The organism is Pseudorhodoplanes sp. (assembly GCF_050250235.1).
GTDB lineage: Bacteria > Pseudomonadota > Alphaproteobacteria > Rhizobiales > Xanthobacteraceae > Pseudorhodoplanes.
Genome location: NZ_JBFWPA010000053.1, coordinates 12,289 through 35,165 on the forward strand (window position 1 = coordinate 12,289; position 22,877 = coordinate 35,165).

General features: G+C 63.7%; 23 protein-coding genes. 12 read left to right on the forward strand and 11 right to left on the reverse strand.

Annotated features, from left to right (window positions below; genetic code table 11):
- Positions 1 to 6 precede the first annotated feature (6 nt).
- Both AB7F49_RS21480 and AB7F49_RS21485 read left to right on the forward strand, forming a co-directional pair.
- Positions 7 to 1,392 (forward strand): S10 family peptidase, encoded by a 1,386-nt coding sequence (locus AB7F49_RS21480; RefSeq protein WP_428526096.1) that lies wholly within the window; start codon positions 7 to 9, stop codon positions 1,390 to 1,392.
- The gene (locus AB7F49_RS21485; RefSeq protein ID WP_428526098.1) at positions 1,389 to 1,841 is read left to right on the forward strand and encodes a DNA polymerase III subunit chi; all 453 of its coding nucleotides are present in this window, start codon (positions 1,389 to 1,391) and stop codon (positions 1,839 to 1,841) included. The genes AB7F49_RS21480 and AB7F49_RS21485 overlap by 4 nt, the downstream gene beginning before the upstream one ends.
- Before the next feature lie 7 nt (positions 1,842 to 1,848).
- On the opposite strand, the gene AB7F49_RS21490 is transcribed toward AB7F49_RS21485, so the two are convergent.
- Complete coding sequence (locus AB7F49_RS21490; RefSeq protein ID WP_428526100.1) at positions 1,849 to 2,025, reverse strand: hypothetical protein; 177 nt, start codon at positions 2,023 to 2,025, stop codon at positions 1,849 to 1,851.
- A 350-nt stretch (positions 2,026 to 2,375) separates the two neighbouring features.
- Here AB7F49_RS21490 and AB7F49_RS21495 point away from each other — a divergent pair, with 350 nt between their 5' ends.
- Positions 2,376 to 2,843 carry a hypothetical protein gene (locus tag AB7F49_RS21495; RefSeq protein WP_428526151.1) on the forward strand — a complete coding sequence of 156 codons (468 nt, stop codon included), beginning with the start codon at positions 2,376 to 2,378 and terminating at the stop codon, positions 2,841 to 2,843.
- A gap of 7 nt (positions 2,844 to 2,850) precedes the next feature.
- Here AB7F49_RS21495 and AB7F49_RS21500 read toward each other — a convergent pair whose 3' ends face one another.
- A complete protein-coding gene (locus AB7F49_RS21500; protein WP_428526102.1) occupies positions 2,851 to 4,725 on the reverse strand; it encodes an ABC-F family ATP-binding cassette domain-containing protein in 1,875 nt (624 codons plus the stop codon).
- A 376-nt stretch (positions 4,726 to 5,101) separates the two neighbouring features.
- On the reverse strand, positions 5,102 to 7,213 hold the full coding sequence (locus tag AB7F49_RS21505; protein WP_428526104.1) for an amidohydrolase family protein: 2,112 nt from the start codon (positions 7,211 to 7,213) through the stop codon (positions 5,102 to 5,104).
- A 215-nt stretch (positions 7,214 to 7,428) separates the two neighbouring features.
- On the opposite strand from AB7F49_RS21505, the gene AB7F49_RS21510 reads away from it, so the two are divergent.
- The gene (locus AB7F49_RS21510) at positions 7,429 to 8,250 is read left to right on the forward strand and encodes a cyclase family protein (protein ID WP_428526105.1); all 822 of its coding nucleotides are present in this window, start codon (positions 7,429 to 7,431) and stop codon (positions 8,248 to 8,250) included.
- Positions 8,251 to 8,283: 33 nt separating this feature from the next.
- Here the strand turns inward: AB7F49_RS21510 and AB7F49_RS21515 are convergent, their stop codons facing one another.
- The 4 genes from AB7F49_RS21515 to AB7F49_RS21530 form a co-directional block, all read right to left on the reverse strand.
- A complete protein-coding gene (locus AB7F49_RS21515; RefSeq protein WP_428526107.1) occupies positions 8,284 to 9,144 on the reverse strand; it encodes a DMT family transporter in 861 nt (286 codons plus the stop codon).
- 70 nt (positions 9,145 to 9,214) lie between these two features.
- Positions 9,215 to 9,829 carry a TetR/AcrR family transcriptional regulator gene (locus tag AB7F49_RS21520; protein ID WP_428526109.1) on the reverse strand — a complete coding sequence of 205 codons (615 nt, stop codon included), beginning with the start codon at positions 9,827 to 9,829 and terminating at the stop codon, positions 9,215 to 9,217.
- Positions 9,830 to 9,981: 152 nt separating this feature from the next.
- Positions 9,982 to 10,197: a hypothetical protein gene (locus tag AB7F49_RS21525; protein ID WP_428526111.1), complete on the reverse strand. Its 216-nt coding sequence runs from the start codon at positions 10,195 to 10,197 to the stop codon at positions 9,982 to 9,984.
- A 337-nt stretch (positions 10,198 to 10,534) separates the two neighbouring features.
- Entirely contained in the window at positions 10,535 to 10,729 is a 195-nt protein-coding gene (locus AB7F49_RS21530; RefSeq protein ID WP_428526113.1) for a sulfur globule protein precursor, read from the reverse strand.
- A gap of 233 nt (positions 10,730 to 10,962) precedes the next feature.
- Here AB7F49_RS21530 and ndk point away from each other — a divergent pair, with 233 nt between their 5' ends.
- Positions 10,963 to 11,385, forward strand: a complete 423-nt coding sequence (gene ndk / locus AB7F49_RS21535; protein ID WP_428526115.1) for a nucleoside-diphosphate kinase — start codon at positions 10,963 to 10,965, stop codon at positions 11,383 to 11,385.
- 117 nt (positions 11,386 to 11,502) lie between these two features.
- A complete protein-coding gene (locus AB7F49_RS21540) occupies positions 11,503 to 12,279 on the forward strand; it encodes a TerC family protein (RefSeq protein WP_428526153.1) in 777 nt (258 codons plus the stop codon).
- A gap of 85 nt (positions 12,280 to 12,364) precedes the next feature.
- Here AB7F49_RS21540 and AB7F49_RS21545 read toward each other — a convergent pair whose 3' ends face one another.
- Both AB7F49_RS21545 and AB7F49_RS21550 read right to left on the reverse strand, forming a co-directional pair.
- Positions 12,365 to 12,673 carry a HigA family addiction module antitoxin gene (locus AB7F49_RS21545; RefSeq protein ID WP_428526117.1) on the reverse strand — a complete coding sequence of 103 codons (309 nt, stop codon included), beginning with the start codon at positions 12,671 to 12,673 and terminating at the stop codon, positions 12,365 to 12,367.
- Entirely contained in the window at positions 12,673 to 13,050 is a 378-nt protein-coding gene (locus AB7F49_RS21550; protein ID WP_428526119.1) for a type II toxin-antitoxin system RelE/ParE family toxin, read from the reverse strand. Before AB7F49_RS21550 ends, AB7F49_RS21545 begins: the two co-directional genes overlap by 1 nt.
- Before the next feature lie 29 nt (positions 13,051 to 13,079).
- Here AB7F49_RS21550 and AB7F49_RS21555 point away from each other — a divergent pair, with 29 nt between their 5' ends.
- From AB7F49_RS21555 to AB7F49_RS21565, 3 genes are all read left to right on the forward strand, one after another.
- Positions 13,080 to 15,179: a molybdopterin-containing oxidoreductase family protein gene (locus AB7F49_RS21555; protein ID WP_428526121.1), complete on the forward strand. Its 2,100-nt coding sequence runs from the start codon at positions 13,080 to 13,082 to the stop codon at positions 15,177 to 15,179.
- Between the two features lie 78 nt (positions 15,180 to 15,257).
- The gene (locus AB7F49_RS21560) at positions 15,258 to 18,008 is read left to right on the forward strand and encodes an HAD-IC family P-type ATPase (RefSeq protein ID WP_428526123.1); all 2,751 of its coding nucleotides are present in this window, start codon (positions 15,258 to 15,260) and stop codon (positions 18,006 to 18,008) included.
- A gap of 254 nt (positions 18,009 to 18,262) precedes the next feature.
- Positions 18,263 to 18,466: a cold-shock protein gene (locus tag AB7F49_RS21565; RefSeq protein WP_428526125.1), complete on the forward strand. Its 204-nt coding sequence runs from the start codon at positions 18,263 to 18,265 to the stop codon at positions 18,464 to 18,466.
- 65 nt (positions 18,467 to 18,531) lie between these two features.
- Here the strand turns inward: AB7F49_RS21565 and purN are convergent, their stop codons facing one another.
- Together purN and purM are read right to left on the reverse strand one after the other, a co-directional pair.
- Entirely contained in the window at positions 18,532 to 19,194 is a 663-nt protein-coding gene (purN, locus tag AB7F49_RS21570) for a phosphoribosylglycinamide formyltransferase (RefSeq protein WP_428526127.1), read from the reverse strand.
- Positions 19,195 to 19,219: 25 nt separating this feature from the next.
- Entirely contained in the window at positions 19,220 to 20,293 is a 1,074-nt protein-coding gene (purM, locus tag AB7F49_RS21575; protein ID WP_428526129.1) for a phosphoribosylformylglycinamidine cyclo-ligase, read from the reverse strand.
- A gap of 142 nt (positions 20,294 to 20,435) precedes the next feature.
- Between purM and AB7F49_RS21580 the strand changes: the two genes are divergently transcribed.
- The 3 genes from AB7F49_RS21580 to AB7F49_RS21590 are packed head-to-tail and all read left to right on the forward strand — an operon-like array spanning position 20,436 to position 22,816.
- Positions 20,436 to 20,981, forward strand: coding sequence for a CDP-alcohol phosphatidyltransferase family protein (locus AB7F49_RS21580; RefSeq protein ID WP_428526131.1), 546 nt, complete (start codon positions 20,436 to 20,438; stop codon positions 20,979 to 20,981).
- 25 nt (positions 20,982 to 21,006) lie between these two features.
- The gene (locus AB7F49_RS21585) at positions 21,007 to 22,134 is read left to right on the forward strand and encodes an AI-2E family transporter (RefSeq protein ID WP_428526133.1); all 1,128 of its coding nucleotides are present in this window, start codon (positions 21,007 to 21,009) and stop codon (positions 22,132 to 22,134) included.
- Between the two features lie 4 nt (positions 22,135 to 22,138).
- A complete protein-coding gene (locus AB7F49_RS21590) occupies positions 22,139 to 22,816 on the forward strand; it encodes a chromosomal replication initiator DnaA (protein WP_428526135.1) in 678 nt (225 codons plus the stop codon).
- The last annotated feature ends 61 nt before the right edge of the window (positions 22,817 to 22,877 follow it).

Consider the following 22,877-nt stretch of genomic DNA (forward strand, 5'->3'; position numbering starts at 1 on the left):
CGGGCCGTGCGCCGATATGCGGCACCGCTTGCTGCGCTGCTTGTCCTATCGCTCCCGGCGCAGGCGGAAGCTCCGATTGACCGGTTGCTGGCGGAGCGCATTGCGGTCCGCAACGATTCCGGACGCGTCGATGCCGAGGTCGGCCTTGTGGCCTTCACGCGCCCCGGCGGTGCCGGAATGCGGCCGATTGCCTTCGTCATCGGCGGAGGCCCGGGCACGTCGTCGGCTTATCTCAATCTCGGCGCGCTCGGTCCGTCGCGGATCGCTTTCGGGGGCGCGGCTTCCGCATTGCGGCCATTGCTCGCCAACGATGAAAGCTGGCTCGCCTTTACCGATCTGGTCTTCCTCGATCCGCCCGGCACCGGGCAGGGACGTCTGGTTCGCAACGACGCCAAAACGAAAGAGCGCGTGTGGTCGGTCGACGGCGACATCGAACTGCTGTCGGACGCGATCGCGACCTGGCTGCGCCAGCATGACCGCTCCGGTGCGCCGAAGGTCATTGTCGGCCAGAGCTATGGCGGCTTGCGCGCGCCGCGCATTGCGGACGCGCTGCATCGCAAGCATGGCGTCGCACTCAACGGACTGATCCTGGTGTCGCCGGTGCTGGATTACGGCTGGCGCTATCATGCGCGCTGGTCGCCGGTGTCGTTCATGACGCTGCTGCCGTCTTTCGCCGCCGCCCGCATGGAAAGCGAAGGCGCATTCGACCCGCAGAAGCTCGGTCCCGTGCAGGATTATGCGAGAACCGCTTTCGTCGACGATTATCTCAAGGGCCCGCGCGACCGCGAGGCGCTGCAGCGCATGGTCATTCGCGTCACTGCGATTACCGGATTGCCGAAAACGGTGGTGGAAGCCGCACGGGGACGGATCGACGAAACCCTGTTCGTACGCGAGGCGGCGCGGCGCGATGGCAAGGTCATCTCGTCCTACGATCCGGCCGTTGCCGGAGACGATCCCGATCCGACGACGCCGCGCCCGGATTTTGCCGATCCGTTTCTCGCGGCATTGAAGCCGCCGCTGACCACGGCCATGGGAAATCTGCTTCGCGGCAACGGCAAGGCGCCGCCGCTGCCATATGTCGTGTCGAACGATGTCGTCTTCGAGAACTGGCGCTGGAGCAACGGGCACGGCATGCCGGAAGCCGTCACCGCCTTGCGCAGGATGCTGGCGCTGGACCGGGGCCTGCGCGTTCTGGTGGCGCATGGCTATTCCGATCTGCAGACGCCGTATTTCGAGAGCATGCTGATCCTCGCGCAGCTTCCGGATTTCGGCGGACGCATCGAACAGCGCAATTATCGTGGCGGGCATATGTTCTACAGTCGCGACGAGTCGCGGCAGGAATTCCGGCGCGATGCAGAACGATTCTTCCGCGCATCGGCAGCGCAGCCGTGACCGAAATCCGCTTCTATCACTTGCTGGAGCAGCGGCTCGAACGCGTGCTGCAGCAGCTTCTCGAGGTGTCGCTGGACCGCGGCTGGCGTATCGTGGTCCAGGCTGATTCCGATGAAAGGATCGAGGCGCTCGATGCCCATCTGTGGACCTATCGCGAGGAAAGCTTTCTGCCGCATGGCACTTCGCGCGATGCGCATGCCGCCGATCAGCCGATCCTTCTGACCACGGGCGACGGCAATGCGAACGACGCCAATGTGCGCTTTCTGATCGACGGCGCGCCGATTCCACAAGACGCCTCGCGTTACGACCGGCTGGTCCTGATCTTCGACGGCACCAACGATGAAGCGGTCGTACGCGCACGTGAGCAATGGTCGCAGGCAAAGGCGCAGGGCTTCGAGGCGAGCTATTGGCAACCCGATGACAGCGGGCGCTGGGTGCAGAAGGCTTGAGGGACGCTCATTCGCGCGCGATCAACAGCGTAACGCGCCAGGCGACCCACAACATCAGGAAGAACAGGCCGAGGAAGCTGAGCAGGCTTGCGCCCGGATAGGTGAGCTCAACGAGTTCTCCCAGACCGACCGCGGCGGATTCACCCACAATCACCAAGAGCGTGTAAATTGCGAGCAGTTTCATATGCTTACCTCCGCTGACCCGGTCGATCCTCGGGTGCGACATTGTGACACATAAGCACGGCGCCGGAAGCCCCGCAAGGCGGCAAGGCATGGCTGGCTCCGACTGCGACCTGCGCTCTCGCATTAACGAGGCTCGCATTTTCACGCGGCTGCTCGTTGATCCTCGCCATGTTGCTGACTAACAATCCGGGCTTGTTTGTTCCGGATGACGGATCAAGCCGGGGGAAAGCGTTGCGCGGTCGCGTTCAGGCGAGGAGAATTTCATATGCGGCGACAGGCTTCGCCGCGCTCCTCCTTTTGTCCGCCTGCGCCGCGCCGGACACTACCCAGCCGAATACCAAGTTGTCGGACGTGTTTGCGACCCCAGAATGGGCGAAAGGAAACCAGGCCCGCGCGACGACCACCCGTGCCGTCACGCAAAATGATCTGATGAATCCGGACGGATCCTGCGCCGTTGCCCCCGCGACCGACGGTGCAGCTTCGCCATCGCCCGACGGAAGCGAGGCACTCGCCGGCCAGGGTCCGCTGCCGACGCTCGCCGGGGGCGTGGGGCTCGGAATGACCGAATGCCAGGTGGTCCAGCGCGCGGGATTTCCCGATACTTTCAACATCTCCGCAGAAGGCACCGAGCGCATCACGACCATGACGGTGCTGCGCGGCGCCTGGCCCGGTCTCTATCGTTTCCGCGGCGGACGCCTCGTATCAATTGAGCGGGTCGACGTGCCGCCGCCGCCGAAGCCGGTCAGATCGGCCAAGACACGAAAAGCCGCGCCGAAATCACAGCCGATGCCAATGCCGCTGCGCGGTGCGCAGCAATAGCGGGCGTTCACGCCTGCGCTGCCTCATAGGCCGTGCTTGCGTCGAGCCATTCCTCTTCCGCCTGGGCGAGCTTGCCGGCGGTTTCCGTGCGCAGTTTCGCAAGCTGCGCGGCCTTGCCGGGATCGCTTGCGAATAGTTCAGCGAGCTTCGCATCGATGTTGTCGATCTCGGCCGCAAGTTTTCTTGTCAGGTCCTCGGCCACGGTGATGCGCTTCTTCAACGCCGCCAGCTCGGCGCGCCTCTCTCCGGATGTCTTGCGTGCTTCTGCACCGGGCTTCCGCTCCGATGCTTCGGCATGGTTGCGGGTGTCGCTGGCCTTGCCGGAGAGGATCAGCCGGCGATAGTCGTCGAGATCGCCATCGTAACTCGCGACGCCGCCATTCTGCACGATCCAGAGGCGGTCGACGCTGGCCTCCAGCAGATAACGGTCGTGCGACACCAGGATCACCGCGCCCGGATAATCGTTGATGGCCTCGATCAATGCCGCACGGCTGTCGATGTCGAGATGGTTGGTCGGTTCGTCGAGGATGACGAGATGCGGCCCGCCGAAGGTGGCGAGGCCGAGCATCAGCCGCGCCTTCTCGCCGCCCGACAGCGTCTCGACCGCCGCGTCGGCGCGCTGCGCGGAAAAGCCGATGGCGCCCGCCTTCGCCCTGACTTTGGCCTCAGGCTCGTCCGGCATCAGCCGCCGGACATGGTCGTAGACGCTGTCCTTGGGACGCAATTCGTCGAGCTGGTGCTGCGCGAAATAGGCGATCCGCAGCTTGTCGGCGCGGGTGATCCGGCCGCTCATGGGAGCGAGACGATCCGCGAGCAACTTGACCAGCGTCGACTTGCCGTTGCCGTTGGCGCCAAGCAGCGCGATGCGGTCATCGTCGTCGATCCGCAGCGACAGGTTGCGCAGCACCGGCTTGCCCGGCTCGTAGCCGACCGACACGCCGTCCAGCGCCAGGATCGGCGGCGACAATGTCTTCTCCGGCGCCGGCAATACGATCGGCCGGACGTCGTCGGCGACCATCGCCGCAGCCGGCTCCAGCCGCGCCAGCATTTTCAGGCGCGACTGCGCCTGCCGTGCCTTCGACGCCTTGGCGCGGAAGCGGTCGACGAAAGCCTGCAGGTGTTTCCTTTGCGCCTCCTGCTTCTTGGCGAATTTGGCGTCCAGCATCTGGCGTTCGCGGCGCTGCCGCTCGAACGACGAATAGCCGCCGCGATAGAAGGTGAGCTTGCCGTTCTCCAGATGGAGGATGGAATCGACCGCGCTGTCGAGCAGATCACGGTCGTGGCTGATGACGATGACGGTGTGCGGGTAGCGGGCCAGGTGGTCTTCCAGCCAGAGCGTGCCTTCGAGGTCGAGATAGTTGGTCGGCTCGTCGAGCAGCAGGAGGTCGGGGGCGGCGAACAGGGTGGCCGCGAGCGCCACCCGCATGCGCCAGCCGCCGGAGAATTCCGACACCGCGCGCGCCTGATCCGCGGTCGAGAAGCCGAGGCCCGACAGGATCGCGGCGGCCCGCGCCGGCGCCGAATGCGCGTCAATGTCGGCGAGCCGCATGTGGATGTCGGCAATCCGCTCCGGGTCGGTGGCGTGCTCGCCCTCGGCCAGCAGCGCAGCGCGTTCGAGATCGGCGGCCAGCACGATGTCGATCAGGCTGTCCGGCCCGCTCGGCGCCTCCTGCAGGAGCCGCCCGACCCGGCACCGCTGGCGCACGGTCAGGCTCCCGGATTCCGACGCGAGGTCGCCGGTGATGACGTTGAATAGCGTGGTCTTGCCGGTACCGTTGCGGCCGACAAGGCCGGTGCGGCTGCCGGCCGGTACGCGCACCGAGGCTTCGTCGATCAGCAGGCGTCCGGCGACGCGGACGGACAGATTTTCAATGGTCAGCATGGTCGCGCGTTGTGGCGAATACGCCGCGAGAGATCAACTTCCATGCAAGGTGCCGATGCCGGTCCGCGGTTCTTGCCGATTCCGGCACCGTCCAGCGTGAAGACGTCATTTGGATGAGGAAAAGAATAACGGGGACGACTCAAGACGCATTGATGACAGTGACTCTTTGAACGAATCACTTGAAATTGATGCGGGGCCAGCCCTCCGGCGGCTCGAGTGGCGTTTTCACCTCAAACCTGAAAGAGGACGCTATGGCGAAGAAGGCCAAGAAGAAAAAAGCGAAGAAGAAAAAGAAGTAGAGTTTACATCGGCCCGGGCGGAGACCTTCCTCCCGGGCCGAATGCTTTTTGCGACCTCGCGGTCGGCTTCCGCCCCGTCACAGCGGCGGAAGCGACCAGTCCGGCTTGCGGGTCTGCGAGGTCAGCATCGCGCGGCCGGCGGTGATGGTGGCGATCACCTTCACGTCCTTGATGGTCTTGGCGCTTACCTCCTGCGGGTCCTTGTCGAGCACGACGAAGTCGGCGTATTTGCCGGCCTCGATGCTGCCGATCCGGTCGTCGACGCCGAGCGTGTAGGCGGCGTCGATGGTGACCATGCGCATCGCTCGTTCGACGTTGCGCACGCGCTCGGCCGGGGCATGGATTTTCCCCGACAATTCGCCAATGCGGTTGACGGCGGTCCAGACCTCGTAGAGCGGGCTTGGCACCCCGACCGGCGTGTCGGAGTGCAGGGAGAGAACGATATTCTCCTTCAGGATCGTGTTCATGCGCGCGGCAAGCGACGCGCGATCGGTGCCGATATAGTCGGCATTCAGGTCGGCGCGCTCCGAGACATAATACGGATTGGTCGAGATCACCGCGCCGAGCGCCTTGACCTGACGGGCCTGGGCGACACTCGAAATTCCAAAATGCTCGAACGAGAAGCGATGGTCGAAGCGCGGCGTCTCCGCCTGCAGCGCGGCGAGGGCGTCGAGTGTGATCTGGTTGCCGCCGGAGCCGTTGGAATGCACGTGAATCTGGAAGCCGGCATTCCACCACGGCCGCATCGCGTCCAGGAAGGCCTCCTTCGAGGAATACATGAACAGGCCCTTGAACCGCTTGTTGTCGATGTAGCCGGGAAATTGCAACTCCATGCCGAGCGAGACGAATGCGTCGTCGGCGTAGAACTTGACGCCGTTGAAGATCAGACGCTCGTTGCTGGTGGTGCGCAGCCTGATGGCCTCCGCGACGGCGCGCTCGCCATACAATTCGGAGAAGGTTGCGCCATCCGCCACATGCACGATGCGTGCGATCGAGTTAGGCTGGCCGAAATACTGCCGGGTCAGCAGGTTTTCGAGTTCGAGATTGACGCCGCCATAGAACAGGTCGCCGGTGGCGGTAATGCCGGCCTGCTGCATCAGCGCGCCGAGATAGCGCAGGCGCCGCATGCCTTCTTCCGGCGTGAGAACTTCCGCCAGCGGCTTCAGCATGATGATCTTGGCGGCTTCGGTTCCGAGGAATTGTCCGTTGGACGAGCCGTCCGGATTCTTGCCGGCGCCGATGGTCTTGGCCACCAGTTCGTTGGTGATGCCATATTTCTGGATCGCGGCGCTGTTGGCGAACACGTAATGCTCGGATGCATCCCAGACGATGATCGGCTGATCCTTTGAAATCGCATCGAGATCGTCGCGATTGAGCAGATCGCCGCCCATCGCCACCACGTCATAGCCCCAGGTCAGCACCGTTGAGCCGGGTTTGGCTTCCTTGACGTATTTCCTGAGCAGCTTTGTCGCGTCGTCCCGCGTCTTCACGCCGGGAAAATCCGGACCATAGGGATTGCGCAGCGGGAAATAGGTCAGCGGCGGCAGACTGATCGCGACCGAGCCCATCACAGGATGGCCGTGCGCCTCGACGAAGCCCGGATAGATCACCTGCTTGGCAAAGCGGCGATCGATGTCGTACGGGAAGCGCTTCATCCAGGGCTGCAGGTCTTCCAGGGTGCCGACCGACAGAATGCGGCCATCCTTGACCGCGACCGCGGTGGCGGTCGGCCAGCCTGGATCCATGGTGACGATCTTGCGCGCGACGAAGATCGTCATCTTCTCGGTGGTCTGCTGCGGCTTGTCTGACATCGACGGCGGCAGCGGCTTCAGCAGCGGGATGTTTGACGGCTGCGGCGTGGCCGCCTGCGTCGGCACCGGGTAAAGCGGCTTGATATTGACCGTTCCAGGTGGCTGGCTTGTCACGGCATCCGCCGCCGGGGCTGGTGCGCTCGTCCCAGGCGCCGGCTGGTTGGCCTGCGCCAGCAAGATCGCCTCGCGAAACAGCGGCGCAAGCTCGGTAATGCAATAGGTGCCCCAGGTCTCCGGCGCGCCGCTCGGCGTCTTGTGGCTGGCGCCGATCCGCGGACGATGCACGCCGTGCGCGTCAGCGGTCATGCGGATGTCGGACATGAACAGGGCCGCGCAAGCTATCGCCGCGGTTGCCCCGACCTTCAGCTTCATCGCCATCCAATGCTCCCTCACCGTGCCGACATCTTGCGTGATTCTTTGGCCCGGCTCACGATTCGAGTATTCCGCTCGCGCTGTGCAGCGGGGATCGCGACATCGTGACGCGTTGGATGCAGCAGCAGAATGGGCGGCGCCGTCTTGTGGATTGCCACCGGTGCGCGAAGGCGCAATTCTTGCAGTCGCAGTTGCGCCGTCATCGACCAGAGGAGTTCGTCATGTGCGTTCCCGGATGTGAAGAAGCAGTGCGCGCGGCGCTGAGCCGGCGTGGATTCTTCAGGGGCGCCGCGGCGGCGACCGCGTTTGCCGCGACGGCCGTGGTGCCCGAACAAGGCCGCGCGCAGGAGCGCCGCTTCAAGGGCGTGGTCGATCTGACACACACGTTGTCGGCAGACTTCCCGACCTTCTTCGGCAAGCCGGGTATCGCGATGGAGCGGCAGGCCTCGCTCAAGCCTGACGGATTCAACGCCTATGTCTGGCACGTCATGGAGCATGCCGGAACGCATCTCGATGCGCCGATTCATTTTTCCGAAAGCGGCGCGACCGCGGACCGCATCGATGCGGCGTCGTTCGTCGTGCCGCTCGCCGTAGTCGATGTGTCACAGCAGGCGGCGAAAAATGCTGATTATCAGGTGACGCGTTCCGACCTCGAGGCTTACGAGAAGAAGCACGGGCGCATTGCCGAGAATGCTTGCGTCGCCATGCATTCCGGCTGGGCGCGCTACGCTGCCGACGGCGCGAAATACACCGGCAAGGACGCGGCAGGAGTCTTTCACTTTCCCGGCTTCTCGCCGGATGCTGCGCAATGGCTCATGACCGAGCGCAAGGCCATCGGACTTGCGGTCGATACCTTGTCGCTCGACCACGGTGCCTCGAAGGACTTCAGGACGCATTACCTGTGGCTGCCGTCCGGCCGCTGGGGACTGGAGAATGTCGCGAATCTCGACCAGGTCCCAGCGGCGGGCGCGACGCTCGTCGTCGGCATGCCGAAAGTGAAGGATGCGACCGGCGGACCGGTGCGGCTGATCGCGCTGGTGTAGCGCGACCCAGAGGTCACAACGGGTCCGTCGGGCTCAGATGGATGGCGCCCTGGCTCCGAACTGCGTCATCGCGACGCCCGAGATCGCGAGCAGCCCGCCGACGATCAGGGCTGAGGTCACAGGATCGCCGAGAAACGAAACGCTCGACATCACGGCGAATACCGGAAGCAGCAGGCCGAACGGTGCAATGCGGCTCATGGAGCAACGGCCAATCAGCCAGAACCAGAGGCCAAATCCGACAATTCCACCGATGAAAATCGTGTAGGCGAGAGCCAGCCAGCCACGCATGTCCGCCGTGACCATGCTCGCGGTCTGTCCCTGTTCAAGGACCAGCGACATCAGCATGACCTGCGGCACCGTGAGCAGCGACGACCAGCCCATCAGCATCAACGGGTCGAACGGGCCGTAGCGCTTGGTCAGTACGTTGGACATCGCAAACGCGAAGGCTGCTCCCACCACAAGCAGCAGCGGAAGCGCGTTGGCCGTAAGTCCGGGCCCCGCCGTCAGCACGACCACGCCGGCGAATGCAATCACCACTCCGGCGCATGTCGTTAGAGATGGCCGTTCCGCGAGCAGCGGCCAGGCCAGCAGGATGGTGAAGGGTGTGGCGAGTTGATAGGCGATCGCCGACATGCTTCCCGAGCCGAGCCCGAGCCCGACATAGAAGAGTCCGAAGTTCAGTCCGCCAAGGAACACCGAAATCGCTGCGACAGGGCCGAATTGTCGGCGTGTGGGCCGCTTGACGAACGGGATGAGCAGAAGTGCGATGACCAGGAAACGCAGCGCAAGGAAGAAGAGCGGCGGAAACTCCGCAACGCCCACCTTGATGGCCACAAACTGATAGCCCCAGAGCAAGGGCACGGCCACCGCGCAGACGATCTGGAGAGCGGTCATGATATCCTTCTTTCAAGACCATTTGGTCCAGATATAGTCGAGCTGAGGGCGCTGGCGTCCATTGTTGTCTCTACTTGATGAAGCGGTCGAGAAGGGCGTCGGCGGTGGATTGCGACGTGGTTCGCGCCGGTCCGGTTTTGCCAGTCACCCGAAGTCCCTCGACGAAACAGACGATGATGCGGGCGGCGCTCGAAGGCTCGACACCATCGGCCAGCTTGGCCGCAGCTTTCGCGCGGGACAAAGCATCGGCCACCCTCAACTCCATGGCATTGAAGAAGCCCGCAATGCGGCGATCGACTTCGGGATCGTGGCCGGCCATTTCCATGGCTGTCGCCACCAGCAGGCATCCGCGCCGGCCCTTGGCACCGCTGGTGCGCTCGACATAGCCGGCAAGGTAGGCTCGCAGGCCGTCGACCGGATCTCTGCCGGGAGCGAGTTCGATATCCATCCGTGTCAGGGCATCGGCGATGTAGCGATCGAGTGCGCGCAGGAAGAGCGAGTGCTTGTCGCCGAAGGCGGCGTAAAGGCTGCCACGCGAGAGCTTCGTCGCACGAAGAAGGTCAGGCAGCGCCGTGGCGTGATAACCGTGCGACCAGAACACATTCATCGCACGTTCGACAGCGGCTTCGGTGTCGAAGCTCCGGGGGCGGCCGCGGGCCGGCTGCGTTGCGGGTTGGCGGCTCATCCACGATATATAGACCATTCGGTCTTTAATTGAAAGTGGCTGCTGCCGACCACGCTGGTGCAGCGCGCGCCTGCCGAAAAGAAAGAAGCCCCGGTCCCTTGCGGGATCCGGGGCTCTCTGCCTCCCGGCATAAAGTCCGCACTGAGGTGAGATCAGTAGCAGACGTTAACGCGCTTGAAGAAGCCACCGCCATACGGCAGGTTGATCCACACCTTGCGCCAGCAGCCATAATGGATCGGGCGGAAGTGGCGATGACCGTGCCAATGACGGTGATGATGATGGCCCTTCCAGCCGGCTTCGGCCGAAGAGGGGGTCGCGAGCGACGCGATGCCGACGGTGGCGACAGCGGCGAATGCGATGGCAGTCATGCGAAGCATTTCAACTCTCCTTCAGTCGGATGCTTGAGTGCATCCTGTGCAGATCAGTCGCGTATCGAGAGCTGGGCGTTCGCGGATGCCGATTAAACTTGTGCAATGAATGCTGCGACATGTGTGCAAAGGTTCGACCGAACGCGCTCTTCACAGACTTGCATTCCAGCAGACTTGCATTCCAGCAGGCCTGCGTTCCGGCAGATTGCATCCCGGCAAAGTCGCATTCTTGAAGCGCCTGGCACCACGCCTGCGGTCGAGCGCCGGGGTGCGGACACGAAAAACCCGGCCTCGATGCGAGGCCGGGTTCAGCACGGCGCCGGAAGGCGCATCGTGCTTAGTAATAGCGGTAGGAACGGTAGTACGACCGATAGCCATAGTACGGCTTGTAGTAGCGATAGCCGTAGTAGGGCTTGTAGTACGACTTGTAGCCGTAACCGCCGTAATAGTGGGCCGAAGCGGCAGTCGGGGCGAGCGCAGCAGTCACGAGCGCCGCACCGGCAGCCAGGCCAAGGATGGTCTTGCGGAACATGGTTTCTCTCCTGTGACGGATGTGATCCTCACATCCTGTTCGTCAGTCGCGCCCCATCCGCAAAAGGTTCGATCCGCGGTGCGCCGGAAAGCCGCGCGAATTCATAGTGTTACGGATTTGTAAGGGTGCGGCCGGACGACGCGGCTCCGCCTTGCCGCGGCGGAAGGGCATGGCTATAAGCCGCTCGCGCCCATATCGGGCTTCATTCCCTGCACCTTCAGAGGACGTCACTCATGGCGATCGAGCGCACCTTTTCGATTCTCAAGCCGGACGCCACTGCGCGAAACCTGACCGGTGCCATCAACGCAGTGATTGAAAAGGCAGGTCTGCGGATCGTGGCCCAGAAGCGCATCCACATGTCGAAGGCGCAGGCCGAGACCTTCTACGGGGTGCATCGAGAGCGCCCGTTCTTCGGCGAATTGGTGACCTTCATGACCTCTGCGCCGGTGGTGGTGCAGGTGCTCGAGGGCGAAAACGCCATTGCGAAATACCGCGAGATCATGGGCGCGACCGACCCGGCCAAAGCCGCCGACGGCACCATTCGCAAGCTGTTTGCGAAGTCGGTCGGCGAGAATTCGGTGCACGGTTCCGATGCTGCCGACACCGCGGCCAAGGAAATTGCCCAGTTCTTTTCGGGAAACGAGATCGTCGGCTGATAGGACTTTTCTATCGCCTGACATGCGCGCCCTGTTGCCCCTGTAATAATACGGTCGTAGAACCCGCGATCGTCAGGGCCAACATGGGGTATTGGGGTGGGATCGCTGTGGGCGGACATGCTGTCGCCGGCCTTCTGGGTCGCGGCGGGGCAGATCATCGGTATCAACATCATCCTGTCCGGCGACAACGCGGTGGTGATCGCGCTGGCCTGCCGGATGCTGCCGCCCAAAGAGCGGTTCTGGGGCATGATTCTCGGCGCCGGGGTCGCGGTGCTGCTGCGCATCCTCTTCACCCTGGTGGTGGCGCAGGCGATGGGCTACCCGTTCCTGAAGCTGATCGGCGGCATTCTTCTGATCTGGGTTGCCATCAAGCTGGTGGTTCCCGAGGAGGATCACGGCGAGGGCAAGGTCGCGGCGGCGGACAATCTCTGGCGCGCGGTCCGGATCGTCGCCATCGCCGACATCGTGATGAGCCTGGACAACGTGATCGCAATCGCCGCGGCGGCGGAAACGGCCGGCATCCGGGTCGATCCGGCGCATGCCGAGCAGATCAAGACCGCGCTCATCATCTTTGGTCTGGTGACCTCGATCCCCCTGATTGTCGCGGGCTCGGCGCTGCTGATGTCGCTGCTGGACCGGTACCCGATCCTGGTCTGGGCCGGCGCGGCTCTGCTCGGCTGGGTCGCCGGCGACATCATGGCAAAGGATCCGGCGCTGGCGCGCATCCTCACGCCGGATCAGATGCATGCGCTGCACTACTGGGCCGCGGCGGCCGGCGCATTGTTCGTGGTCGCGTTCGGCTTCTGGCTGCGGCAATACCAGCACAAGAAGATGCTGGAGGCGCCGCTGGTGGTCGATCCGCCCGGGCCCGAGGAGTTTCCGCACAAGCGGTGAGTTTGAATGCGGCGCCTCCCCAGGAAGCGCCGCGTTTCGCTTGCGGGCCGCTTTCTGCGGCGGGGCGCGCGCAGCCCACGTCGGACTATGCGGCGACCGGATCGATTTCGTTCAACTCGTCGGACATCTCCCGTTCCAGCAAACGCAGATCATAGTCGCGCTGCATGTTGAGCCAGGATTCCGGGGTGGTGCCGAGTAGTTTGCCAAGACGAAGCGCCATCGCCGGGGTGATGGGGGCTTGCTGGTTCAAAATTGAGTAAAGCATGGCGCGCGAAATGCCGAGCCGTCTGGCAAACTCGGTCTTGGGAATACCGAGGGCAGGGAGCACATCCTCCCGCAGGAATTCCCCGGGATGGGTCGGTTTGAGACCTTTCAGGAGAGGGTTGCCGCTCATCAGTGATAGTCCTCCAGGTCGACGTCGACGGCATCGCCATCCAGCCATCCGAATGTGATCCGCCAGTTTCCGCTGGCGTCCACGGCATATCGGCCCTTGTTCCTGCCCTTGAGACCGTGAAAGCGAAAACCGGGAAGGTCCATATCCTCCGGCTTCATCGCAGCATCCAGTCTGGCAAGAATGCGCCGGATGCGGTCCGGGTTCTGGACGCTCAATTTCGAAGCATCTCCACGTTCGGCAAACCGCCGGAGGGACTTGCTTCTGAACGAGCGGATCATGTCTAGTGATACTAGACAACTCCTCGAGAATGTCAAGCAACACTGTACACCTTGTTGTGCGAGCGGATATCCAGGTGCACAAAAGTGCAACTGGTTCATTGTGTGATGTCGTTCTAGGCTGAGGACAAATGAACATTCATCACCCTGTCTCCCTGGCCGTCCGGGCTTCGGCCTGTCCGCATGACTGTCCCTCGACCTGCGCGCTGGAGGTCGAGGTGCATGACGGCGTGCGCATCGGCCGGGTGCGGGGCGCGGATAAGAACGCCTACACCGCCGGCGTGATCTGCGCCAAGGTCGCGCGCTATGCCGACCGCATTCATCATCCCGACCGGCTGACGAAGCCGCTGCGGCGCACGGGCCCGAAAGGCCAGGGCGCGTTCGAGGAGATCGGCTGGGACGACGCGCTCGATATCGTCGCCGAGCAGTTCCTGAAAGCGGAAGCGCGCTACGGCTCGGAGACCGTGTGGCCGTATTTCTATGCCGGCACGATGGGCCTCGTGATGCGTGACGGTATCAACCGGCTGCGGCATGCAAAGAAATATTCCGGCTTCCAGACCACGATCTGTGTCAACCCCGCCTGGACCGGCTTCATCGCCGGCACCGGAAAGCTCGCCGGCGCAGATCCGCGCGAGATGGCGAAGTCCGACCTGGTGGTGATCTGGGGCACCAATCCGGTGTCCACGCAGGTCAATGTGATGACGCATGCGACGCGGGCGCGGAAGGAGCGCGGCGCCAGGATCGTCGCCATCGATATCTACATGAACGGCACCATGGAGCAGGCCGACCTGCCGGTGCTGGTGAAGCCGGGCACCGACGGCGCGCTGGCCTGTGCGATCATGCATTGCCTGTTTCGCGACGGCGCCGCCGACTGGGACTATCTCGACCGCTACAGCGACGCGCCGCGCGAACTGGAAGCTCATGTAAAGTCGCGCAGTCCGCAATGGGCATCCGCGATCACCGGCTGTCCGGTCGAGACGATCGAGGAATTCGCAGCGCTGGTGAAAGAGAACAGGCGCGCGTTCTTCCGGCTGGGCTACGGCTTCTCGCGCTCCCGCAACGGCGCGGTCAACATGCATGCGGCGAGCTGCATTCCAGTGGTGACCGGCGCCTGGCAATACGAGGGCGGCGGCGCCTTCCACAATAACGGCGCGATCTATCACTGGAACAAGGACATGATCGAGGCGCCGGAGCTGACCGATCCGTCGGTGCGCATGCTCGATCAGTCGAAGATCGGCCCGATCCTCGACGGCGACCGCGACGCGCTGTTCGGCGGGCCGCCGGTGACGGCGCTCCTGATCCAGAACACCAATCCGGTCTCGGTCGCACCCGACCAGAATGTGGTGAAGCGCGGCTTTGCGCGCGCCGACCTGTTCACGTGCGTGCACGAACAGTTCATGACGGAAACCGCCGCGATGGCCGACATCGTCCTGCCCGCGACCATGTTCATGGAGCACGACGACGTCTATCAGGCCGGCGGCAGCCAGTACATTCTGCTCGGACCGAAGCTGGTCGACGCGCCCGGCGGGTGCCGCAGCAATCACGAAGTGATCTGCGGTCTCGCGCAGCGACTCGGCGTCAAGCATGAAGGCTTCGACCTGACGCCGCGCGAGATCATCGACTGGACGCTGAAAAAATCCGGCTGGGGCGATCTGGAGCGGCTCGAACGTGAGCGCTGGATCGATTGCCAGCCGCCATTCGAGAAGGCGCATTACCTCGACGGCTTCAAGTGGCCGGATGGAAAGTTCCGCTTCAAGCCGGACTGGCCGACGGTGCCGTTCAAGTCGCCTTGGACCGCGGGTCCGGTCGCGCAGATGCCGGTTCTGCCGGATCACTGGGCGGTGACGGAGAGCGCCGACGCCGAGCATCCGTTCCGGCTGGCAACCTCGCCGGCGCGGCAATTCCTGAACTCGACCTTCAACGAGACGCCGGTGTCGGTGAAGCGGGAAGGGCGTCCAACGCTGATGATGCATCCGGAAGACGCCACGGCTCACGGCATCGCCGATGGTGACCGCATTATTGTCGGAAACACACGCGGCAAGGTGAAACTCCACGCGAAGCTGTTCGAGGGCGTGCGGCGAGGCGTCGTGATCGCGGAATCGATCTGGCCGAATTCCGCCTACGAGGACGGCTGCGGCATCAACTCGCTGACCGGTGCGGATGCCATCGCACCGTTCGGCGGGGCGGCGTTTCATGACAACAAGGTGTGGGTTCGTTTGTCGCAGGTCTGATTTGCGGCGCATCAAGCGCGCCTGTCGAGTGGCAGATAGAAGCGCGGTTCATGGCCCGGCGAGTTGACCCGAGGATCGATGACCGCTTCGCCCGATACCACGCCGCTTAGAACATCCGCCCTGTCCGGCGCGGGCGGTCCCTTCGCCTGGCACGCCGCCACGGTTGAGGATTGTCTGCACCGTCTGGATACGCAGTCAGACGGGCTCTCGTCGGACGAAGCCGCGCGGCGGCTCGCGAAATTTGGGCCAAACCGGCTGCCGACCTCCAGGCCGCGCTCGGCGCTGACGCGGTTCGCCGCGCAATTCCACAATCTTCTGATCTATGTCCTCCTGGTGGCCGGCATCATGGCTGCGCTGCTTGGCCATTGGGTCGACGCCGCAGTGATCTTCGCCGTTGTCCTGCTCAACGCCGCGATCGGATTTGTTCAGGAGGGGCGCGCCGAACAGGCGCTCGACGCCATCCGCACGATGATCACGGCTCAGGCCTCGGTGCTTCGTGATTCAAACCGCACCACGGTCCGGGCCGACGACATCGTCCCAGGCGACATCGTCATCATCGAAGCGGGTGATCGCGTTCCTGCGGACTTGCGTCTGATCCGCGCGCGCAATCTGACAATGGAGGAAGCGATCCTCACCGGCGAATCTTTGCCGGTGGAGAAGGGCGCGATGCCGGTCGATGCCAATGCTGCGCTGGGAGACCGCATCTCGATGGCGTTTTCCGGCACGTTGGTCGCCGCCGGACAGGGCTTCGGGGTTGTCGTGGCGACCGGGCTTTCAACCGAGCTTGGTCGCATCAGCGCCATGCTCGGAGCGGTCGAAACCTTGACCACGCCGCTGGTTCGGCAGATGGACCGGTTCGCGCGTCAGCTGACCGCGGTCATCCTCGCGATCTGCGCAGTGGTGTTCGTGTTCGCGGTGTTCGTGCGCGACTACGCCTGGGCGGAGGCCTTCATGGCGATGGTGGGGCTCGCGGTCGCAGCCATTCCCGAAGGGCTGCCGGCGGTGATGACCATCACGCTCGCCATCGGCGTGCAACGGATGGCGGCGCGCAATGCGATCATCCGCCAGTTGCCCGCCGTGGAGACGCTTGGATCGGTTTCGATCATCTGCTCCGACAAGACCGGCACGCTTACGCGCAATGAAATGATGGTGCGATCGGCGGTCATCGCATCGAGCGAAATCGAGGTCGGCGGAAATGGCTATGAGCCGAAAGGCACATTCACACGCGACGGCGGCACGATTGATCCGATGGAAGACGCAGTGTTGTGTGAACTCGTGCGCGCGGCGCTGCTCTGCAACGATGCGAGCTTGCGGCGGAAGCAGGATGGCTGGATCGTCGACGGCGACCCCATGGAGGGCGCCCTCGTCAGCTTCGCCGCGAAGGCAGGTTACGACGTTGCCGTCACCCGCAAGCAGTATCCGCGCACCGACGAAATCCCGTTCGATGCGCGCCATCGCTTCATGGCGACGCTGCATCACGGCCATGAAGGCGGTGCGGTGCTGTATCTGAAGGGCGCGCCGGAGAATGTGATCGGCATGTGCGGGAGCGCGCTCTGCTCCAGCGGCACCCAGGCCCTCGTGCGCGAGCGGTGGGATCGTGAAATTGAGGCGCTGGCGTCGCGCGGCCAGCGCGTGCTGGCGCTTGCGATGAAGACCATGCCGCAAGGCAGTCGCGATCTCACCTTCAAGGATGCCGAGGCAGGCCTTGTCCTGCTTGGCCTCGTCGGCCTGATCGATCCGCCGCGCGAGGAAGCGATCGTGGCGATCCGCGAATGCGCCGAAGCCGGAATTGGCGTGAAGGTGATCACGGGCGATCATGCGGCCACAGCCGGCGCCATCGCGGCGCAACTCGGCTTGCCCAACCATCGCGCCGTGGTTACCGGGGACCGGCTCGAGGGGCTCGACGAGGCGAGCTTCCGCGAGGTCGCGCACGACACCACCGTATTCGCGCGAACGACCCCCGAGCACAAGTTGCATCTGGTCGAAGCGCTGCAGGCAGATGGCGCCGTGGTTGCGATGACCGGGGACGGCGTCAACGATGCGCCGGCCCTGAAGCGCGCGGATGTCGGCATTGCGATGGGCCGCAAGGGCACGGAGGCGGCGAAGGAGGCCGCCGAAGTCGTGCTCGCCGACGATGATTTCGCTTCGATCGTCGCGGCGGTGCGCGAGGGTCGCACGGTTTACGACAACCTGAGCAAGGTGATCGGCTGGACATTGCCGACCAACGGCGGGGAGTCGATGGCGCTTGTCATCGCAATCCTGTTTGGCCTCGCATTGCCCATGACACCGGTTCAGATCCTGTGGATCAACATGGTGACCGCCGTGGGTCTCGGCCTGACGCTGGCCTTCGAGCCGACGGAACCCGATGCCATGCGGCGTCCGCCGCGTTTGCCCGATCGGCCGATCCTGTCCGCGCTGCTGGTCTGGCGGGTGATCTTCGTGTCGCTGCTGTTCGTCGTCAGCGCGTTTGGGATGTTCTTCTTCGCCCGTGCGCGGGGAGCGCCGATCGAGGAGGCACGCACCATCGTGGTCAACACGATCGTTGTGCTCGAGATTTTCTATCTGTTCAGCGTCCGCTACCTGCACGGCACCTCCTTCACCTGGACCGGAATTGCCGGCACGCCGGCGGTACTGGTTGGGATCGGCAGCATCACGGCAGCGCAGTTCGTTTTCACCTATGCGCCGTTCATGCAGCGGATCTTCGAGACACGTCCGGTCTCGCTCGCGGACGGCGTCGCGATCGTGATGCTTGGTGTCGTGTTCTTCGTTGTGCTCGAAATCGAAAAGCTTGCACGGTGGCGCCTGCGCCCGATCGCGGGCCGGTCATGATCCGCAGGGTCGCCTTTCCTTAAGATTCGGCTCAACATGTGCGACCGCTGGTCAAAGATCAGCACCTGCCACTGTCTTGCTTCAGCCGCATTTCTTCGGTTGGCTCAAGCGGCAATCTGACTTTGGTTCCTTCGCCTCCCGCTCCGCCTCGTCGCGACGTGATCGTTCGGATCCCCCAAAAGCTTAGGTTGTGGCGCCGGTGCGGCTGAAGTTGCGGGCGTCATCTCTGACTGACCAGACCCAGGAGACAGACGATGCCGAAGGGTACCGTCAAATGGTTCAACCCGACCAAAGGCTACGGGTTCATCAAGCCGACCACCGGCGACAAGGACGTTTTCGTTCACATTTCGGCTGTCGAGCGTGCAGGGCTTTCGACCCTGAACGAGGGACAGACGGTTGAGTTCGAACTCGTGACAAACCGCGGCAAGGCATCCGCGGAAAATCTCAAAGTGGCTTAGTCCATTTTCATGAGCGCGGCGCGTCCGCGTTGACTTGCTTCGAAGCCCCGGAATACGGGGCTTTTTTAATGCGCCGGGTGCCGGGGAAGCAGCGTTGCCTCCTCCGCGCTGACGGCGCCGCAGACAATGCATCGTCCGTCGTCCACGCGCACCCGATCCGAAGCAACGAGTTTCAATGCCAGAGGATAGATTCGATGTTCGACCGCAAGCACGCGTGCGGCGAGTGCCGTTTCGGTGTCGTCGGGAAATAACGGTACGCGACCCTGGGCCACGACCGGCCCGGAATCCATCTCCGCAACGACGAAATGCACGGTTGCGCCGTGCTCGCTTGCGCCTGCCTCGATCGCGCGTCGATGCGTGTCGAGACCCTTGAAGGACGGCAGTAGCGCAGGATGAATATTCAGTATCCGATTCGGCCATTGCGCGATGAACCAGGGCGATAGAAGCCGCATGAAACCGGCAAGACAAATGATCTGGATGCGGTGCTGCAGCAGGACGTCGTGGAGCGCGCGCTCAAAGGCCGTGCGGTCCTTGCCGTAAATCGTGTGATCCACGATCGCCGTCGGAATTCCGGCCTCCGCCGCGCGCTGCAAGCCGGCGGCCTCCGGCCGGTTCGACCCGACCAGGGCGATTTCGGCTGGGTAGCCGGCGTCGCTGGCCGCCGCGATCAGCGCTGACATGTTGGAGCCGCGGCCGGAAATCAGGATGGCCGTGCGTTTGCGGGTCATACGTGGCTCTCCGAGCCCCGATCGGCTAGAGTGACAGGTCGAGCACGCCCTCGTAGGTCACGCGGGCGTCAGGCTGGGCCGGCACGACCTTGCCGATCTGCGTCGCGGAATCACCGTGCTGGCGCAGGATCGCCAGCACGGCTTCCACCTTGTCAGGCTCGACGATCAACACCATCCCGATTCCGCAATTGAACGTCCGCAGCATTTCGTGGACGGGAATTCCGCCCATTTCCGAAAGCCATTTGAACACCGCAGGGACCGTCACCTGCGACAGGTCGATGTCCACGCCGAGGGACGGCGGAAGCGCGCGCGGAATGTTGTCGGGAAAGCCGCCTCCGGTGATGTGGGCGAGAGCCTTCACGGCTCGCGTCTGACGGATGGCGGCAAGACAGCTCTTCACATAGAGCCGCGTCGGCACCAGCAGTGCTTCGCCGAGCGGCCGTTCCGGTGCAAATGGCGCAGGATCGGCCCATTTCAGTCCCGACAGGTCGACCACGCGCCGCACCAGCGAAAATCCGTTGGCGTGAATGCCGGAGGAGGCAAGTCCGATCACTACGTCGCCCGCGGCGACATCGGCGCGCGGGAGCACCGAGCCGCGCTCTGCGGCGCCGACCGCGAATCCGGCCAGATCGTAATCGCCCGCCTGATAGAGCCCCGGCATTTCGGCGGTCTCACCCCCGACCAGGGCGCAGCCCGCGAGCCGGCAGCCCTCGGCGATGCCCGCAACGATGCTCGCCCCGACCGCCGGGTCGAGTTTGGAGCAGGCAAAATAGTCGAGAAAGAACAAGGGTTCGGCGCCCTGAACGACGAGGTCATTGACCGACATGGCGACCAGATCGATGCCGATGGTGTCATGCCGGCCGGTCTCGATGGCGATCTTGACCTTGGTGCCGACGCCATCGGTCGCCGCGACCAGGATCGGGTCCTTGAAACCGGCGCGCGCGAGATCGAACAGGCCGCCAAAGCCCCCGATTTCGGCATCGGCGCCGGCGCGAGCGGTGGCGCGGACCAACGGCCTGATCAGATCGACCATGCGGTTGCCGGCATCGATATCGACGCCGGCTTCGCCATAGGTCAGGCCGCGCTTGTTGCCGGACATGCTTATCGAGCCCCGTCGCATCGGTGCGTTGATTTCGCCGCGTGGTAGCGCGGAAATCGCATTATGCGCAATGCCTTGAGCGCGGTTATACTGTCCGAAATGGCCGGCTGCACCGGCCTGATTCCTGCCGGGACCTATCGCCTTGAGTCTGCCCAATCTGATTACCATGGCGCGCATTCTGTGCGTGCCCCTGATCGTCTGGACGATCACGTCCGGTCACATGCTACCGGCCTTTCTCCTGTTTCTGGCTGCCGGGATCAGCGATGCGGTCGACGGCTTCCTCGCCAAGCGCTTCAACATGGCGACAGAACTGGGCGCCCTGCTGGATCCGCTGGCGGACAAGGCGCTGATCGTGTCGATCTATGTGGCGCTGGGCTTCACGGAGGCACTGCCTCGCTGGATCGTGATCCTGGTGGTGTCGCGGGACATCCTGATCGTCGGCGGCTTCCTTCTGGCCATGCTGATCAATCGCCCGATGGCGGTCCGGCCGCATCCGGTCTCCAAGCTCAATACCGTTGCCCAAATCCTCCTCGCGGGAGTGGCATTGGGCTCGCTCGGGCTGAATTTCGACGCCGGCATGGTCTTGCCGGTGCTGATGGGGCTGGTCACGATCTTGACCTTGCTTTCGATCGGCTTCTATGTCGCCGAATGGATACGCCATTTCGGTACGAATGGGACCGCGCACTAGCGGCCAGGGCAGGGACGGCCATCACATGAACACCACGACGACGGGTCCGACCGATGGTCCGCCGCCGCAACTGACCGGTAGCCCGCTCACGCTGCGGCGCCAGCTCATGTTCTGGACCGGCGCGCTGGTGGTTTTCATCGCGCTGCTCTGGCTCCTTGGCGATGTACTGATGCCGTTCATCGCCGGCATGGCGCTGGCCTATCTGCTCGATCCGCTGGTACGTCAGGTCCAGCGCCTTGGCCTCAACCGCGCGATCGCGTCGGTCGTGGTGGTGATGGTCTTCATCTGTCTGATCGCGCTGGCGCTGATTCTGCTGCTGCCGGTTCTCGCCGAGCAGATTGCGGATTTCGTAGCGCGCATTCCGACCTATGTCGAAAGACTGAGGCAACTGATCAGCGAGGCGAGCCAGGGCTGGATCGGCAAATATCTCGGCGAAAAAATGCCGGAGTCGCAAGCCTCTGCCGGAAATGTGGCTGCCACCGCGGCCAGTTGGGCCGGCACGGTCCTTGGATCGATCTGGACCGGTGGAAGGGCGCTGATCTCGGTCATCTCGCTTGTGGTGATTACGCCGATTGTTGCATTCTACCTGCTGCTCGACTGGCCGCGCATGCTCAAGACGATCGACAACTGGACGCCGGTCCATCACCGTGAAACGGTTCGCGGACTTGCGCGGGAGATGGATCGGGCGATCGCAGGTTTTGTCCGCGGCCAGGCCATCGTCTGCATGATCCTCGGCACCTTCTATGCCATTTCACTGATGCTGATCGGCGTGAATTTCGGTCTGCTGATCGGTATCACCGCAGCCATTCTCGGATTTGCGCCCTATGTCGGCACCATTACGGGCTTCCTGCTGGCGGTCGGGGTGGCAACCGCGCAGTTCTGGCCGGACTGGCACATGCCCGCCCTGGCCGCGGGAATTTTCCTGATCGGACAATTCGTCGAGGGCAACATCCTGCAGCCACAGCTGGTCGGGAAGGAAATCGGATTGCACCCGGTCTGGCTGATGTTCTCGTTGATTGCCTTCGCCTATCTGTTCGGCTTTGTCGGGCTGCTGGTCGCGGTTCCGGTCGCCGCTGCGATCGGCGTCCTGATCCGGTTCCTGCTGCGGCAATATCTGGCGAGTTCTTATTACACGGGCGGCAAGCTGGGCTGAGGCCATGGCGTCGCCGCCGCGACAGCTTGCGCTCGCGCTCGATCATGGTGAAAGGCTGTCGCGCGAAGATTTCTTGTCGGGTCCGTCGAACGAGGTCGCGCTTGCCGCGATCGAGCGCTGGCCGGACTGGCCGGTCGGCATGCTTGCCATTGCCGGCCCGGCAGGCAGTGGCAAAAGCCATGTTGCGTCCATCTGGGCAGCTCTGTCCGGCGCCCGCATTCTGTCGGCCCGTGCCATGCAGACGCCGATGCTGCCCGACGCGCTGGCGACCGGCGCGCTCGTCCTTGAAGATTGCGCGCCTGGCGGCTTTGACGAACGGGCCCTTTTTCATCTGCTCAATCTCGTGCGCGAACAGAAGGGCTATCTGCTCATGACCGCGCGGACGGTGCCCACCTTGTGGGAGGTTGCGCTGCCGGACCTTTCGTCACGGCTCCGCGCCATGCCGGCAATTCCGCTGTCCATGCCGGACGATGCGCTGTTGCGTGCGGTGATGGTCAAACTGTTCGCAGACCGTCAGCTCGCGGTGGACGAAAATCTTGTCAGCTATCTGCTCACCCGCGTCGGACGATCCTTCGCCGCCGTGCAGGAGGCGGTGCAGACGCTGGACCGGGAGGCGTTGCAGCGAAAAAGGCCAGTCAACCGCGCTCTTGCCGCCACGCTGTTCCGGGATCCACCCTCCTAACCATCCCAGGCGATTTCGCCTACCATGCGTCACGGCATAGTCACGAATTCGTCTTAGGGTC

Excerpts from the sequence above, each read along its gene's own strand:
- AB7F49_RS21490 (WP_428526100.1), bottom strand. The coding sequence starts at position 2,025 with ATGAAACTGCTCGCAATTTACACGCTCTTGGTGATTGTGGGTGAATCC.
- AB7F49_RS21500 (WP_428526102.1), bottom strand. The coding sequence starts at position 4,725 with ATGCTGACCATTGAAAATCTGTCCGTCCGCGTCGCCGGACGCCTGCTG.
- AB7F49_RS21505 (WP_428526104.1), bottom strand. The coding sequence starts at position 7,213 with ATGGCGATGAAGCTGAAGGTCGGGGCAACCGCGGCGATAGCTTGCGCG.
- AB7F49_RS21510 (WP_428526105.1), top strand. The coding sequence starts at position 7,429 with ATGTGCGTTCCCGGATGTGAAGAAGCAGTGCGCGCGGCGCTGAGCCGG.
- AB7F49_RS21515 (WP_428526107.1), bottom strand. The coding sequence starts at position 9,144 with ATGACCGCTCTCCAGATCGTCTGCGCGGTGGCCGTGCCCTTGCTCTGG.
- AB7F49_RS21520 (WP_428526109.1), bottom strand. The coding sequence starts at position 9,829 with ATGAGCCGCCAACCCGCAACGCAGCCGGCCCGCGGCCGCCCCCGGAGC.
- AB7F49_RS21525 (WP_428526111.1), bottom strand. The coding sequence starts at position 10,197 with ATGACTGCCATCGCATTCGCCGCTGTCGCCACCGTCGGCATCGCGTCG.
- AB7F49_RS21530 (WP_428526113.1), bottom strand. The coding sequence starts at position 10,729 with ATGTTCCGCAAGACCATCCTTGGCCTGGCTGCCGGTGCGGCGCTCGTG.
- ndk (WP_428526115.1), top strand. The coding sequence starts at position 10,963 with ATGGCGATCGAGCGCACCTTTTCGATTCTCAAGCCGGACGCCACTGCG.
- AB7F49_RS21540 (WP_428526153.1), top strand. The coding sequence starts at position 11,503 with ATGCTGTCGCCGGCCTTCTGGGTCGCGGCGGGGCAGATCATCGGTATC.
- AB7F49_RS21545 (WP_428526117.1), bottom strand. The coding sequence starts at position 12,673 with ATGAGCGGCAACCCTCTCCTGAAAGGTCTCAAACCGACCCATCCCGGG.
- AB7F49_RS21550 (WP_428526119.1), bottom strand. The coding sequence starts at position 13,050 with ATGAACCAGTTGCACTTTTGTGCACCTGGATATCCGCTCGCACAACAA.
- AB7F49_RS21555 (WP_428526121.1), top strand. The coding sequence starts at position 13,080 with ATGAACATTCATCACCCTGTCTCCCTGGCCGTCCGGGCTTCGGCCTGT.
- AB7F49_RS21560 (WP_428526123.1), top strand. The coding sequence starts at position 15,258 with ATGACCGCTTCGCCCGATACCACGCCGCTTAGAACATCCGCCCTGTCC.
- AB7F49_RS21565 (WP_428526125.1), top strand. The coding sequence starts at position 18,263 with ATGCCGAAGGGTACCGTCAAATGGTTCAACCCGACCAAAGGCTACGGG.
- purN (WP_428526127.1), bottom strand. The coding sequence starts at position 19,194 with ATGACCCGCAAACGCACGGCCATCCTGATTTCCGGCCGCGGCTCCAAC.
- purM (WP_428526129.1), bottom strand. The coding sequence starts at position 20,293 with ATGTCCGGCAACAAGCGCGGCCTGACCTATGGCGAAGCCGGCGTCGAT.
- AB7F49_RS21585 (WP_428526133.1), top strand. The coding sequence starts at position 21,007 with ATGAACACCACGACGACGGGTCCGACCGATGGTCCGCCGCCGCAACTG.
- AB7F49_RS21590 (WP_428526135.1), top strand. The coding sequence starts at position 22,139 with ATGGCGTCGCCGCCGCGACAGCTTGCGCTCGCGCTCGATCATGGTGAA.